This is a genomic window from Pseudomonas sp. BNK-45, assembly GCF_047456255.1.
Classification (GTDB): Bacteria; Pseudomonadota; Gammaproteobacteria; order Pseudomonadales; family Pseudomonadaceae; genus Aquipseudomonas.
This window is the reverse complement of the sequence record NZ_CP179909.1, coordinates 6,666,922-6,681,701: the sequence shown is the minus strand read 5'-3', so window position 1 is coordinate 6,681,701 and position 14,780 is coordinate 6,666,922. Positions and strand designations below refer to the sequence as shown.

11 protein-coding genes, 1 tRNA gene and 1 pseudogene are annotated in these 14,780 nt (G+C 60.3%); 12 read left to right on the top strand and 1 reads right to left on the bottom strand.

Features of this window, described 5'->3' with window-relative positions:
* Nucleotides 1-19 precede the first annotated feature (19 nt).
* From infB to ACMGG8_RS30335, 8 genes are all read left to right on the top strand, one after another.
* Entirely contained in the window at nt 20-2,536 is a 2,517-nt protein-coding gene (gene infB / locus ACMGG8_RS30370) for a translation initiation factor IF-2 (RefSeq protein ID WP_060837489.1), read from the top strand.
* Between the two features lie 159 nt (nt 2,537-2,695).
* Complete coding sequence (rbfA, locus tag ACMGG8_RS30365) at nt 2,696-3,097, top strand: 30S ribosome-binding factor RbfA (RefSeq protein WP_016967778.1); 402 nt, start codon at nt 2,696-2,698, stop codon at nt 3,095-3,097.
* A 3-nt stretch (nt 3,098-3,100) separates the two neighbouring features.
* Nucleotides 3,101-4,018, top strand: a complete 918-nt coding sequence (gene truB, locus ACMGG8_RS30360) for a tRNA pseudouridine(55) synthase TruB (RefSeq protein ID WP_060837490.1) — start codon at nt 3,101-3,103, stop codon at nt 4,016-4,018.
* Nucleotides 4,019-4,133: 115 nt separating this feature from the next.
* Entirely contained in the window at nt 4,134-4,403 is a 270-nt protein-coding gene (rpsO, locus tag ACMGG8_RS30355) for a 30S ribosomal protein S15 (RefSeq protein ID WP_060837491.1), read from the top strand.
* A 197-nt stretch (nt 4,404-4,600) separates the two neighbouring features.
* Complete coding sequence (gene pnp, locus ACMGG8_RS30350; protein WP_016967781.1) at nt 4,601-6,706, top strand: polyribonucleotide nucleotidyltransferase; 2,106 nt, start codon at nt 4,601-4,603, stop codon at nt 6,704-6,706.
* 118 nt (nt 6,707-6,824) lie between these two features.
* Nucleotides 6,825-6,900, top strand: a tRNA-Thr gene (locus tag ACMGG8_RS30345).
* 479 nt (nt 6,901-7,379) lie between these two features.
* Nucleotides 7,380-7,901, top strand: a complete 522-nt coding sequence (locus ACMGG8_RS30340) for a hypothetical protein (RefSeq protein ID WP_414158925.1) — start codon at nt 7,380-7,382, stop codon at nt 7,899-7,901.
* Between the two features lie 269 nt (nt 7,902-8,170).
* Nucleotides 8,171-8,467 carry a DUF6388 family protein gene (locus ACMGG8_RS30335; RefSeq protein ID WP_042942084.1) on the top strand — a complete coding sequence of 99 codons (297 nt, stop codon included), beginning with the start codon at nt 8,171-8,173 and terminating at the stop codon, nt 8,465-8,467.
* A 40-nt stretch (nt 8,468-8,507) separates the two neighbouring features.
* On the opposite strand, the gene nadC is transcribed toward ACMGG8_RS30335, so the two are convergent.
* Complete coding sequence (gene nadC, locus ACMGG8_RS30330) at nt 8,508-9,356, bottom strand: carboxylating nicotinate-nucleotide diphosphorylase (protein ID WP_060837493.1); 849 nt, start codon at nt 9,354-9,356, stop codon at nt 8,508-8,510.
* A gap of 363 nt (nt 9,357-9,719) precedes the next feature.
* Between nadC and ACMGG8_RS30325 the strand changes: the two genes are divergently transcribed.
* The 4 genes and pseudogenes from ACMGG8_RS30325 to ACMGG8_RS30310 form a co-directional block, all read left to right on the top strand.
* A complete protein-coding gene (locus tag ACMGG8_RS30325; RefSeq protein ID WP_414158924.1) occupies nt 9,720-11,942 on the top strand; it encodes a DUF1631 domain-containing protein in 2,223 nt (740 codons plus the stop codon).
* 63 nt (nt 11,943-12,005) lie between these two features.
* Nucleotides 12,006-12,566, top strand: a complete 561-nt coding sequence (gene ampD / locus ACMGG8_RS30320; protein ID WP_414158923.1) for a 1,6-anhydro-N-acetylmuramyl-L-alanine amidase AmpD — start codon at nt 12,006-12,008, stop codon at nt 12,564-12,566.
* On the top strand, nt 12,563-13,399 hold the full coding sequence (ampE, locus tag ACMGG8_RS30315; RefSeq protein ID WP_060837496.1) for a regulatory signaling modulator protein AmpE: 837 nt from the start codon (nt 12,563-12,565) through the stop codon (nt 13,397-13,399). The genes ampD and ampE overlap by 4 nt, the downstream gene beginning before the upstream one ends.
* 188 nt (nt 13,400-13,587) lie before the next feature.
* Nucleotides 13,588-14,727 (top strand): annotated as a pseudogene (locus ACMGG8_RS30310) (HAMP domain-containing protein); the annotation flags it as partial.
* Between the last annotated feature and the right edge of the window lie 53 nt (nt 14,728-14,780).

Sequence of the window (14,780 nt, the reverse complement as noted above, 5' to 3'; positions counted from 1 at the left end):
GGCCTGAGGAGAGAAGTGCATGACGCAAGTCACGGTGAAACAACTGGCCGATGAGGTCAAAACACCGGTAGAGCGCCTGCTGCAGCAGATGCGTGAGGCAGGTCTGCCGCACACCGCCGCCGAGGAACATGTGAGCGACAGTGAGAAGCAGTCGTTGCTGACTCATCTGAAAAGCAGCCACAAGGCGAAAGTGGAAGAACCACGCAAGATCACTTTGCAGCGCAAGACCACCAGCACCCTGCGTGTTGCTGGCAGCAAGAGCATCAGCGTTGAAGTGCGCAAGAAGAAAGTCTTCGTGCAGCGCAGCCCGGAAGAAATCGAAGCCGAGCGTCAACGCGAACTGGAAGAACGTCGCGCAGTAGAAAATGCTGCTCGTCAAAAGGCTGAAGAAGAAGCCAAGCGTCGCGCCGAAGAAGAAGCGCGTCGCCAGCCTGCTCCGGTTGCCGAGCCTGTTGCTGCGCAAGCTGCTGCAGCCCCTGCACCTGCGCCTGTGGTCGAAACTGTGCAAGAAGCACCGGTGGCCGCTCCGGCACCAGTGGCCGAGCGCAAGAAAGACGAGCAGCGCCGTCCGGACAAGTCCCGCAACGACGACAACCGTCGCAGCGGCGATGGCGAGCGCAAAAACGCTCCGCATCGTGCTTCGGTCAAGGAAAAGGCACCAGCACCGCGTGTTGCTCCACGTACCACCGACGAAGAAAGCGATGGCTTCCGTCGTGGTGGTCGCGGCAAGGCCAAGCTGAAGAAACGCAACGCTCACGGTTTCCAGAGCCCGACCGGGCCAGTGGTACGTGACGTGCAGATCGGCGAGACCATCACTGTGGGCGAGTTGGCCCAGCAGATGTCGGTCAAGGCTGCCGAAGTCATCAAGTTCATGTTCAAGCTGGGTACTCCAGCCACCATCAACCAGGTTCTGGATCAGGAAACTGCCCAGCTGGTTGCTGAAGAACTGGGCCACAAAGTGACCCTGGTCAGCGACACCGCCCTGGAAGATTCCCTGGCCGAGTCCCTGAAGTTCGAAGGTGAAGCGGTTGCCCGTGCGCCGGTCGTGACCGTAATGGGCCACGTTGACCACGGTAAGACTTCGTTGCTGGACTACATCCGTCGCGCCAAAGTGGCCGCGGGCGAAGCCGGTGGCATTACCCAGCACATCGGTGCCTACCACGTAGAAACCGAGCGCGGCATGGTCACCTTCCTCGACACCCCAGGTCACGCCGCGTTTACCGCCATGCGTGCCCGTGGTGCCAAGGCCACCGACATCGTGATCCTGGTGGTTGCAGCGGACGACGGCGTGATGCCGCAGACCGTTGAAGCTGTTCAGCACGCTCAAGCTGCCGGCGTTCCGCTGGTGGTTGCGGTGAACAAGATCGACAAGCCGGGCGCCGACCTGGACCGTATCCGCAGTGAACTCTCGGTTCACGGCGTGACGTCGGAAGATTGGGGTGGCGATACGCCGTTCGTACCGGTCTCCGCGAAAATGGGTACGGGTGTCGACGACCTGCTCGAAGCCGTTCTGCTGCAAGCCGAAGTACTGGAACTCAAGGCGACTCCTTCGGCTCCTGGCCGTGGTGTCGTGGTTGAATCCCGTCTCGACAAGGGCCGCGGCCCGGTAGCCACCGTGCTGGTTCAGGACGGTACGCTGCGTCAAGGCGACATGGTGCTGGTCGGCTCGAACTACGGCCGCGTGCGCGCCATGCTCGACGAGAACGGCAAGCCAATCAAGGAAGCCGGTCCTTCCATTCCGGTCGAGATCCTCGGCCTGGACGGTACTCCGGATGCTGGCGACGAGATGAGCGTAGTGGCCGACGAGAAGAAAGCCCGTGAAGTGGCTCTGTTCCGTCAAGGCAAGTTCCGCGAGGTCAAGCTGGCCCGTGCTCACGCCGGCAAGCTGGAAAACATCTTCGAAAGCATGGGCCAGGAAGAGAAGAAGACGCTCAACATCGTCCTCAAATCCGACGTCCGTGGTTCGCTGGAAGCTCTGCAAGGCGCTCTGAACGGTCTGGGCAACGACGAAGTGCAAGTGCGCGTAGTGGGCGGCGGCGTCGGTGGTATCACCGAAAGCGATGCCAACCTGGCACTGGCCTCCAACGCTGTACTGTTCGGCTTCAACGTGCGTGCCGATGCCGGTGCACGGAAGATCGTCGAGCAGGAAGGTCTGGATATGCGTTACTACAACGTGATCTACGACATCATCGAAGACGTCAAGAAAGCCCTGACCGGTATGTTGGGCAGCGACGTTCGGGAGAACATCCTGGGTGTTGCCGAAGTTCGCGACGTGTTCCGCTCGCCGAAGTTTGGCGCGATCGCCGGTTGCATGGTCATCGAAGGTGTCGTGCACCGTAACCGTCCAATCCGTGTACTGCGTGAAGACATCGTTATCTTCGAAGGCGAGCTGGAATCCCTGCGCCGCTTCAAGGATGACGCGTCCGAAGTGCGTGCCGGCATGGAATGCGGTATCGGCGTGAAGAGCTACAACGACGTCAAAGTCGGCGACAAGATCGAAGTCTTCGAGAAGGTCCAGGTTGCTCGCAGCCTCTAACTCGCGCACTTCAAGAGCCCTGGTGGCCCGCCGCATGCAAGTGCCCGGCTCCTCCAGCGGCCTCTAAACGCAACGCCCGGTCTGGCTCCTGCCAGGCCGGGCGTTTGCCGCTTTCAGACCACACGGGTTTCACCGTGAGGCAGTAACAGGTAACAAGACATGGCAAAAGAATACAGCCGTACCCAACGCATCGGTGATCAGATGCAGCGCGAACTGGCGCAGCTGATCCGTCGCGAAGTCAAGGATCCACGCGTCGGCCTGGTGACTATCACCGCCGTGGAAGTCAGCCGTGATGTCGGTCACGCGAAGATTTTCATCACCGTGATGGGCCAGGAAAACGCCGAAGAGATCGCCCAGAGCATCAAGGTGCTGAACTCGGCGGCAGGTTTCCTGCGCATGCAACTGGCCAAGGAAATGAAGCTGCGCAGCGTGCCGCAACTGCACTTCCATTACGACGAAAGCGTAGCTCGCGGGGCACACCTGTCGGCCCTGATCGAGCGTGCCGTGGCTGAAGACAGCCAGCATGGCGACGCGCCTGCCCCTGAAGACGCCAAGGAGTAAGCGGTGGCTCAGGTCAAGCGTATCCGTCGTAACGTCAGCGGCATCATCCTCCTGGACAAGCCGCTGGGCTTCACCTCCAACGCGGCGCTGCAGAAAGTCCGCTGGTTGCTCAATGCCGAGAAAGCCGGTCATACCGGCAGCCTCGACCCCCTGGCCACCGGTGTGCTGCCGCTGTGCTTTGGCGAGGCCACCAAGTTCTCGCAATACCTGCTCGATTCCGACAAGGGTTACGAAACCCTGATGCAATTGGGCAAGACCACCACCACGGCGGACGCTGAAGGCGAAGTTTTGCAGACCCGTGAAGTGACCGTTGGTCGTGCCGATATCGAAGCGGTATTGCCGGAATTTCGCGGTGAAATCAAACAGATACCGCCGATGTACTCCGCCCTCAAGCGCGATGGCCAGCCCCTCTACAAACTGGCTCGTGCAGGGGAAGTGGTGGAGCGCGAACCGCGTTCTGTTACTATTGCGCGCTTGGAATTACTCGCCTGTGAAGGCGACACTGCGCGCCTGGCGGTGGACTGCAGCAAAGGCACCTATATCCGCACCCTGGTGGAAGATATTGGTGAAAAGCTCGGCTGCGGTGCTTACGTTGCAGAACTGCGACGGACCCAGGCCGGACCTTTCAGCCTGGCCCAGACGGTCACCCTGGAAGAGCTTGAAGCCGTGCACGCCGAGGGCGGCAACGAAGCGGTGGATCGCTTCCTGATGCCATCGGACAGCGGCCTGCTGGATTGGCCGCTGCTGCAGTTCTCGGAGCACAGCGCGTTCTACTGGCTCAATGGCCAGCCGGTACGTGCCCCGGATGCACCGAAGTTCGGCATGGTGCGGGTACAGGATCACAACGGTCGCTTCATCGGTATCGGTGAAGTGAGCGAAGACGGGCGCATCGCGCCGCGTCGACTGATTCGGTCAGAATGACCGGACGAGGGTGGCTGTTAACAGGCACGGTCACTACTCATTTATAGATACAGGGATTTGTCCCTGGCCTGTTGAAACTGTTCTTGAACAGTTTCCTGATATAAGGATTGCCCACATGGCACTCAGCGTTGAAGAAAAAGCTCAGATCGTAACCGACTACCAGCAAGCTGTTGGTGACACTGGTTCGCCAGAAGTGCAAGTTGCACTGCTGACCGCCAACATCAACAAACTGCAAGGTCACTTCAAAGCCAACGGTAAAGACCACCACTCCCGTCGTGGCCTGATCCGCATGGTAAACCAGCGTCGTAAGCTGCTGGACTACCTGAAAGGCAAAGACCTGAGCCGTTACAGCACCCTGATCGCTCGTCTGGGTCTGCGTCGCTAATCAGCGATTGCGCTATGAGGTTGGTTGTTTGCCATGCGTCAGCGGTTTTTCCGCCGGCGTATGGCAGGCTCCCAGCCTCAAGTTTTATCTGCTGCACTGTTTTACCTGGACAATAAAGGCTGGGCCGATTCCCCGCATTGCCCAAGAATTTCGCAAGAAGCAAGTTTCCCCAAGAGCCACAAAGAAGGTAGGACACCGTGAACCCGGTAATCAAAAAATTCCAGTTCGGTCAGTCGACCGTCACCCTCGAGACTGGCCGTATCGCCCGTCAAGCCTCCGGCGCAGTATTGGTCACCGTTGACGACGACGTCAGCGTATTGGTGACCGTGGTGGGCGCCAAGCAAGCGGATCCAGGCAAGGGCTTCTTCCCTCTGTCCGTGCACTACCAGGAAAAGACTTACGCTGCCGGTAAGATCCCTGGCGGTTTCTTCAAGCGTGAAGGCCGTCCTTCCGAGAAAGAGACCCTGACCTCGCGTCTGATCGACCGTCCAATCCGCCCTCTGTTCCCAGAAGGCTTCATGAATGAAGTGCAGGTTGTCTGCACCGTGGTTTCCACCAGCAAGAAGACCGATCCGGACATCGCTGCGATGATCGGTACCTCGGCTGCCCTGGCGATCTCCGGCATTCCTTTCGACGGCCCGATCGGCGCCGCTCGCGTGGCTTTCCACGAAAGCACCGGCTACCTGCTGAACCCGACCTACGAACAACTGGCTGCTTCGAGCCTGGACATGGTCGTGGCCGGTACCGAAGAAGCCGTACTGATGGTTGAATCGGAAGCCAAAGAGCTGACCGAAGACCAGATGCTGGGCGCGGTACTGTTCGCCCACGACGAATTCCAGTCGGTGATCAAGGCTGTCAAAGAGCTGGCTGCCGAAGCGGCCAAGCCTACCTGGGACTGGGCTGCTGCCCCAGAAGCCACCGAACTGCTGGGCGCTATCCGTGCCGAGTTCGGCGAAGCCATCTCCCAGGCTTACACCATCACCGTCAAGGCCGACCGTTACGCGCGCCTGGGTGAGCTGAAAGACCAAGTGGTTGCCAAGCTCTCCGGTGAAGAAGGCCAGCCTTCGGCTGCCGAGGTCAAAGCCGCTTTCGGCGAGATCGAATACCGCACCGTTCGCGAAAACATCGTCAACGGCAAGCCACGTATCGACGGCCGCGACACCCGCACCGTACGTCCGCTGAACATCGAAGTCGGCGTCCTGCCGAAGACCCACGGTTCGGCCCTGTTCACCCGTGGCGAAACCCAGGCCCTGGTAGTTGCGACCCTGGGTACTGCCCGCGACGCACAGCTGCTGGACACCCTGGAAGGCGAGAAGAAAGACCCCTTCATGCTGCACTACAACTTCCCTCCGTTCTCGGTGGGCGAGTGTGGTCGCATGGGCGGCGCGGGGCGTCGTGAAATCGGTCACGGCCGTCTGGCCCGTCGTTCGGTCCAGGCCATGCTGCCAGCCGCCGACGTGTTCCCTTACACCATCCGCGTAGTGTCGGAAATCACCGAATCCAACGGTTCCAGCTCCATGGCTTCCGTGTGCGGTGCTTCCCTGGCACTGATGGACGCCGGTGTGCCGATGAAGGCACCGGTTGCCGGTATCGCCATGGGCCTGGTTAAAGAAGGCGAGAAGTTCGCCGTCCTGACCGACATCCTGGGTGACGAAGATCACCTGGGCGACATGGACTTCAAGGTAGCCGGTACCGCCAAAGGCGTGACCGCGCTGCAGATGGACATCAAGATCAAGGGCATCACCGAAGAAATCATGGAGATCGCCCTGGGCCAGGCCCTGGAAGCTCGCCTGAACATCCTCGGCCAGATGAACCAGATCATCGGTCAGTCCCGTAGCGAACTGTCGGCCAACGCACCGACCATGATCGCGATGAAGATCGACACCGACAAGATCCGTGACGTCATCGGTAAAGGCGGCGCCACCATCCGCGCGATCTGCGAAGAGACCAAGGCTTCGATCGACATCGAAGACGACGGCTCGATCAAGATCTTCGGCGAAACCAAGGAAGCGGCAGAAGCCGCGCGTCAGCGCGTTCTGGGCATCACCGCGGAAGCCGAAATCGGCAAGATCTACCTCGGCAAGGTTGAGCGCATCGTCGACTTCGGCGCTTTCGTCAACATCCTGCCGGGCAAGGACGGTCTGGTGCACATCTCCATGCTGAGCGACGCTCGCGTTGAGAAAGTCACCGACATCCTGAAAGAAGGTCAGGAAGTGGAAGTGCTGGTATTGGACGTGGACAACCGCGGCCGTATCAAGCTGTCCATCAAAGACGTGGCAGCGGCCAAGGCTTCGGGCGTTTAATCGTCCTATAGCCTCATGCTGAACAAGCAAACGCCCCGACTGGTTCGGGGCGTTTTGCTATCTGCGGCAAGGCTTCTTGGTTGCTGGTCCAGGGTACGGGTGCTAGGTTTTAGCCCACGCCGGTGTAGCTCAGTCGGTAGAGCAGCGCACTCGTAACGCGAAGGTCGCAGGTTCGATTCCTGTCACCGGCACCAGAATCGAGTTTGGAGCGGTTTGCAACTGTATGGCCCCTCCAGCAAAGTCCATCTCGCGCTGAATGAGCGCCCTCGAAAGATACGTCTTCAAGAAATGCCGTCAGCCAGGTTTAACCTGTGTTGAGTTCATGGGCAGTCTTCATAGCAAATTATTGATAGTCGTCACGGCTTATTCTGCGGATTGCTGGGCGTGCTGTTCTATTTAATTGGCTACTCATGTAGTTGATTGTTGAATGGCATTTTTAAAGGATCTTACAGTCGGTAAATAGTCAGCCGAACCGAAACTTCGTTTTTTATATTCGTTAGTGCCTATCGTGCTTCTGGCCATTTCGCCGTTGGCATTTGAGGGCAATGCTTTAGTGGTGGGATGGGAGTCGTACTTAGTTGCTTATGCGGTTACTTGATGCTGGCCATGAATCAGGTGGTGCCAGCGAACGGCATTGCCCATAATGGCGCCCGGGAATCATGGAGTGTTCAGCGTGAAGAAGTGGAAGTTGGCGTTGATTGGCGCAGTGTCGCTGGCCCTTGCAGCCTGCGAGAAGGCCCCTACATATGAGTTTGAGGGGCAGTATTTTGCAATGGAGGGCGAAGAGTGCACGACTCCGGCGAATGTGAAAGATGCTGAACAATATTATCTGGAGATCACCAAAGAAGTGCGGGACAGAAACGTGTTGTTCTCGGCTCGTTTTCCAGCAGCGGCGAAGGCTGGACTGCCTGTTGTCAGTGCGCAGAGCGTCTCGCCCAATGATGATAACCAGCTGACTTTCAATTTTTATGAACCCAAGTCAGCCGGAACGCTTCCTGAGGCTACAAAGTTCAATATCGTGCTCTCCGTTATTCCTAATCAACGCAAGGAAGGACACTTGTGGGTGACCAAGGCTGAAATGAATATTGCCCGCGATGGAACAGTCCAGCAGTACGACATCCTGGAAAATCTCAGAAGATTTTTCGAACTCGGCAAGGCAGGCGTTTGCTTGAGAAAAGACACAACAACTGGCTGAGCAACCTTGTTTCCTGCGGTTTCTGGTGGGCCTGTGTCTGATGATGGCCCGCAAATTCGCCGATTTTTCCCTCATGGGTGCATCAGGTCATATAAATCGTCGCTCAAAGGTCCTATATTCGGTTGCTGTCTGAGTACCAGCATGCTGTTTTCAGATGATCCCGAATGGTTCTGAAGGCCAGATAAATCGCCGTTCACGACGATTTTTTGCGGCAGAGAGATCCCAACGATCCAGATCCATCTTCCATTCCCATGATCAGAGAGAACGAGATGATTCCTAAAGAGGCAAGAATCGACGTAGCGCTTGAACGGTACCTGGCTGCCACGCCTTCCTTGCAAGAGGAAATCAGCGCCCTGAGCCCCGAAGAACAGAAACAGCAAGCGCAATGGGCGTTTGAGGACGAGGCAGAGTCTCGCGGCATCGAGCCGTGGGAGCTGGTGCTCGATCTGGTGGCCGAGACACCGGAGGAGTTGAAGGCCATGCGGCTGGAGGTGCATCAGGAGGTTGCTGAAGCGCTGGGCATGGACCTTGAGGACTATCTGCAGCTCAACGAAATCGACGATTGAGCCCGACGCCAGCCTGATCCAGGCTGGCGTTTTTCATCCATCACAGGCTCAGGCGCATGGACAGGTCCACAGCCTTCACGTCCTTGGTCATGGCGCCGATGGAAATGTAGTCCACCCCGGTTTCGGCAATCGGCCGCAGGGTGCTTTCATTGATCCCGCCACTGGCTTCCAGCTTGGCCTTGCCGGCATTCAGGCGCACGGCCTCGCGCATGTCGTCCAGGCTCAGTTCGTCGAGCATGATGATGTCGGCTCCGGCTGCCAGCGCTTGCTTCAACTCCCCAAGGCTTTCCACTTCCACTTCCACCGGCTTGCCCGGGGCGATCTTGTGCGCGGCGCTGACGGCCTGGGCGATGCCCCCGCAGGCAGCGATATGGTTTTCCTTGATCAGGAAGGCGTCATACAGACCGATGCGGTGGTTGTGGCAGCCGCCACAGGTGACCGCGTACTTCTGCGCCAGGCGCAAGCCTGGGAGCGTCTTGCGGGTATCGAGCAGCTTGACCTGGGTATCGGCGACAAAGTCGGCCAAATAGCGGGCACGGGTGGCCACGCCGGACAGCAGTTGCAGGAAGTTCAACGCGCTGCGTTCGCCAGTGAGCAGCGACCGGGCCGGTCCTTCGAGGTGAAACAGCGCCTGGTTGGGCACCACTCGCTCGCCGTCAGCCACTTGCCAGTGCACGGCGACCCGCGGATCCAGTTGGCGGAACACCGCGTCCACCCAGGCTGTGCCGGCGATGACCGCGGCTTCGCGGGTAATGATGGTGGCCTTGGCCAGGCGTTCGGCCGGGATCAATTGCGCGGTGATGTCGCCGCTGCCGATGTCTTCCAGCAACGCGCGGCGCACGTTGGCTTCGATTTCGGCGGTCAGGTCGGCGAGGCGTAGATTCGGCATAACGGGCTCCACAATCAAGGTGCGCCGATTATAGGGGCATGGGATCAGCGAACCCAAGGCGGCGAGTGCCGGTGAGTCTCTGGCGAACCGCTCTTTCGTCGTTTTGTCTGATGGGGATAAGTGAACTTTCTTGGTGAGTTGAGGGTTATTTCCGGAGAGGCGACAGAGTCTGCTGGCGCAAGAGGGGAGTTTTACAAGATAATATGACTTGTAATTGACGTCATAGCTTTGACGTATCTTTGGCTCCCTTTTAAACGCAGTGCTGTGGAGTGCACCCGCCTCCGCTGAGAACCGACTGTGAGCGCCGTCGGCTTGACTGAATCTTGATCTCGAACCGAAGAAACACCTTTCCAGGAGGCTTGGATGCACAACGACGGGAATGTAGTGCCTTTGCACAAGGCGGCTACAGATCAGGCGAACGCTTCGCCGCTTGCCCGCCTGCCGGTGATTCTGCTTCAGGTTCGTGACAAGGCCGCCCAGCAACTGCGCCACGGTTTGCAGGAGCTGTTCGATAACGCCGACGACACCCTGTTCGAAATGGCCGATCGTGCCCAGAACAATGTCGAGCAGAACACCCTGTTCGAAGCCATGCGCGACCTGCGCCTGAAGCGCAAGAGCATCGAACGCGCATTCCTGGAGAAGTTTTTCGAAGCCTTTGCCAGCCTGGTGCAATACGACCCCGCCCTGGTCATTCCCCACGCGGTGGCATACGACCCGTCCCTTGATCCCTCCCGGGATGACCTGGAAAAGAACGTCGCGGTGCAGGCCATGGTGGCCAAGGTCCTCAACCGCGAAGGCTTTGCCCTCGGGCAACTCACGGAGCGCCTGAGTGCGCTGCTGGGCCGACGCCTGCTGGATGCGGAGAATCCCCTGGGGCCGGCGCTGCTTTGTGAGTACTTCCTGCAGGCCGGGCGCAGTCTGGGGGTGGAGATCAAGGTCAAGTTGATCATCCTCAAGCTGTTCGAGCGTTACGTGCTCAGCGATGCCGAGCAGCTTTTTGGCGAAGCCAACCAGCTGTTGATCGCCACCGGCATTCTACCCGAGCTGATGCCGCCACCGGCGCGTCGAGCCTCGGACCGAGCCCGGGTCGAAGCCCAGGCACAGGCTGGCGAAGGCACCAAGCCCAGCCAATGCCAGCTCGACGAGAGCGTGCAGGAAGTTTTCGCGGCCTTGCAGACCTTGCTTCTGCAGGTGCGTGGCAGCGTGGCGCCGACCCTGGAAGCCAGCGCCGAGACGCAGCCGATTTCCACCCGCGACCTGATGCGCCTGCTCTCGCACCTGCAGCAATACGTACCGCCCCCCAGCGCCCAGGAAGATTTCGACCTGCGCAACCAGTTGGAGCAACTGCTCACTCGGGTCAGCGTCAAGAGCGGCAAGTCGCGGGTGGTGGACGTGGCCGACGAGGACGTGATCAACCTGATCGCCATGCTCTTCGAGTGCATCCTCGATGATCGCAACCTGCCAGACTCGCTCAAGGCGCTGATCGGGCGCCTGCAGATTCCCATGCTCAAGGTCGCGGTGCTGGACAAGAGCTTCTTCAGTCGCGGCAACCACCCGGCTCGACGCCTGCTCAATGAAATCGCCGCGGCGGCCATGGGCTGGGGCGGTTGCGACGACCACCAGCGCGACAGCCTGTACCTGCGCATCGAACAGGTGGTGCAGCGCCTGTTGAGCGAGTTCAGCGACGACCCGACGATCTTCTCCGAACTGCTGGCCGACTTTCTCGCCTTTACCGCCGACGAACGACGTCGTGCCGAGTTGCTGGAGCAGCGCACCCGAGACGCCGAGGAAGGACGAGCCAAGGCGGAACTGGCCCGGCGCCGGGTCGAGCAGGCACTCAATGAGGCGCTGCTGGGCAAGGTACTGCCGCACAAGGTGGTGGATTTTGTTCGCGATGCCTGGAGTCAGGTGCTGCTGCTCAGTTGCCTCAGGCACGGCGATGACTCCGTCGAGTGGCAGACCGCCGAGCGCACCCTGCACGACTTGATCTGGAGTGTGCAGCCCCAGCCGCAAGCGGACGCGGCCATGCGCCTGCTGGAACGGGTGCCGGGACTGCTCAAGGGTCTGCGTGACGGTTTGAACGGTGCGGCGGTCGATCCCTTTGCCACCAGCGAATTCTTCAGCCAGCTGGAGGCCCTGCATCTTCAGGCATTCGAGCGCCAGGCCCTGGTGCCGCTGCTGCGCGGGAGCGCTTCGTCGGCCGAGCCTGCGCAAATGATCGTGGTCGCCCAGGAGATTGTCCTGCCTTCTGCCGAGGAAGGACCGCTGGAGGCTGCGCCCCTGGTCCTGCCGGCCAACGACCCCAGCCTGCTGCTGGTCGATCAATTGCGGCTGGGGGCCTGGGTCGAGTTCCAGGAAGAGGAGGACACCACCTTGCGCTGCAAGCTGGCGGCGATTGTCCCCCATCCCGTGGCCAAGTACGTGTTCGTCAACCGCACCGGGATGAAGGTCCTGGAGCGCACGCGCATGGGCCTGGCCCTGGAGTTCCAGCGCGGCGCGGTACGGGCTCTGGACGACACCCTGCTGTTCGATCGGGCCCTGGAGTCGGTGATCGGCAATCTGCAGCGACTCAATCACGGCAAGTGATCGCAACCCGAGGGGGTAACGCGGCATACTGGGCCACTCAAGGCTTTAGTTGAAGGAATCGGTATGCGGCTGGACCCTGCCACGGGTTGGTGTCACGGCGTGCGGCACTGCCCGTCAGTCAATTTCAATCAACGTCCCGCGGGGGAAATCTCCCTGCTGGTGATTCATAACATCAGCTTGCCGCCGGGGCAGTTCGGCGCCGGCAAGGTCCAGGAATTCTTCCAGAATCGCCTTGATGTCACAGAGCACCCGTATTTTGCCGGGATTGCCGATTTGCGCGTGTCGGCGCATTTCCTGATCGAGCGTGACGGCGCGGTCACCCAGTTTGTCTCTTGTCTGGACCGGGCCTGGCACGCGGGGGTGTCGAGCTTCGAGGGGCGCGATACCTGCAACGACTTTTCTATTGGCATCGAACTGGAAGGCACCGACGAGCTGCCGTTCACCGAGGCCCAGTACCGGTCCTTGAGCGCCCTGACCGAACAATTGCAGGCCGCCTACAGCGCCATCACCACACAACGGATCTGTGGCCATAGCGACATTGCGCCCGGGCGCAAGACCGACCCGGGTCGGGCTTTCGACTGGGCACGCTATCGTGCCGCCTTGGAAAAGGGGGAAGGACAATGAGTTTTCTGGTGTTGCTGCTAGCGGTGTGGGTCGAGAAATTCTCGGCCTTGCGGCAGCGGGTGCAGCGTGACGGCTGGTGGCTGAAGAACCTGGCGCAGCTGGAGTCCAGCCCGCGTCTGGCCGCACACCCCTGGTGGCTGTTGCTGATACTGGTGCTGCTGCCGGTGGCCTTGCTCGGTCTGCTGTTACTGGTGCTGCAACCGGTGGCCTACGGGCTGCTGGCCTTGCCGCTGCATCTGCTGGTGGTGATCTACGCCCTGGGGCGCGGAGATCTGCTTGGGGGCCTCGGGCCGTTTCGCGACGCCTGGCGGCGCGAGGACCTGCAAGCGGCGGTGCATGTCGCCAAGCGTGACCTGGACATTGGCGCCGACAGCGGCGAGCAACTGCTGGAGCGGGTGCAGGGCTATGTGCTGTGGCAGGCCTTCCAGAGCTTCTTTGTGGTGATCTTCTGGTACTTCCTGCTGGGGCCGGTGGCAGCCTTGAGCTACCGCCTGCTGGCCCTGGCTGCCGAGCACGGCAAGAATCCCGCCCTGGTGGAGCGTGCCGCGCAACTGCGCCATGCCTTCGACTGGTTGCCCGTGCGCCTGCTGGCGGCGAGCTTCGCCCTGGTGGGCAACTTCGTGGCCGTGAGCCGGGTGATGCTCCACGAGTTGCTCAACTGGCACATCAGTGCTGCCCAGCTGGTGGAGCGGGTCGGCCTGGTGGCCGCTGAAATTCCGCCACCCCTGACCGGCCCCGAAGGCATCAACAGCCTGGACCGCATCTGGGAATTGCTGCTGCGGGCCGCCGTGCTCTGGTACGCCGGTTTTGCCCTGTGGACCGTCCTGGCCTGAACGAATGAGGGAGCATGCTCCCTCATCCACAGCGGTTAACTTTAAGTTACAAAACCTCCCCCGAAATTGAGCTATACAGACGGAGCGCCGAATAGTGGCTATCTGCTGCCTTCGCCTGCCTGCCAATAAAAATAAAAGAAAAGGGAGACTTCTTTGTGAAGAGCTTGCTCTATCCCGCTGTCGCGCTGATGAACCGCCTGAGCTTCGGCATGAAGTTCAGCCTGATCAGCGTGCTGTTCTTTGTGCCCATGCTGGTGACCAACTTCTATCTGGTGCGTGATTCCTACCGCGAGTTCCAGGGCACCCGGGTCGAGCTGCAAAGCCTCGACCTGCTGGGCAGCAGCCTGAGCCTGCGCCGGGATCTGGAGACGCTCAACAACCTGGTGCAGATCAACGCCGGTCTCGGACAATCGGGCAAGGCGGGGGACCTGGAAGGCAAGATCCTGGCCCTGGAAAAATCCGTGCTGGACCGCCTGCAGGCCCTGCAGGCGGTCACCGTCGATCCGCAGCAGGTCGAGGTGTTCAACGCCAAGCGCGATGAACTGGTGGCGGCCTTCAAGGCCCAGCAGACGGAAAGCTCGCTGCTGAACAAGAGCGGACTGATCGGCAAGCTCCTGGGCAGCGCACAGTTGTTCAGCCAGATCATCGCCAGCCAGTCGGGCCTGAGCCGCGATGGCCAGGGCGACATCCGCCAGCTCAGCGACCTGATCACCAGCATCACCCCGCAAGTGACCCAAACCCTCGGCGAGGGCCGGGCCATGGGCGCCTATTCCCTGGGCCAGGGTTTTCTCAACTCATCATCCAGCACCCGCTTCGACGAACTGCTGGTGCAGATCGAAAAGCTCCAGGCCGAGTACGGGCTCAAGCTGCAGGACGCCCTGGGTTCGAGCCGTGCCGCCCACGACGCCCTGGACAGCCTGGCCAGCGCCAGCAAGAGCAGCCTCAAGCAGGCCAGTGAACTGTTCGAGGAGCAGGTGGTGATGGCCGATACCCTGGATGCCCCCTGGCAGGGTTTCTACGACCAGATCAGCGGCCTGATGGCACAGACCTATCAACTCAACGAAGGCACCCTGAAATTCCTCGATGTCGAGCTGCAAAAACGCCTGGCGCAGAACCGCAGCCACATGGTGCTGCTGGTGGCCGCCCTGGCCCTGGTGTTCCTCTCGATCGTCTATCTGTACGGCGGTTTCTACGCCTCGACCCGCACCACCTTGCGGCGCCTGGGGGCGATGATGGACAAGGTGGCGGCGGGGGACATGACCGTCACCTTCACCGCCCACAGCCGTGATGAGCTGGGCGAGCTGGGCAGTGTGTTCAACGGCACGGTGCGCAAGATCCACGACCTGATCGAACGGGTCGGCCATACCGTCAGCGAAGTCGA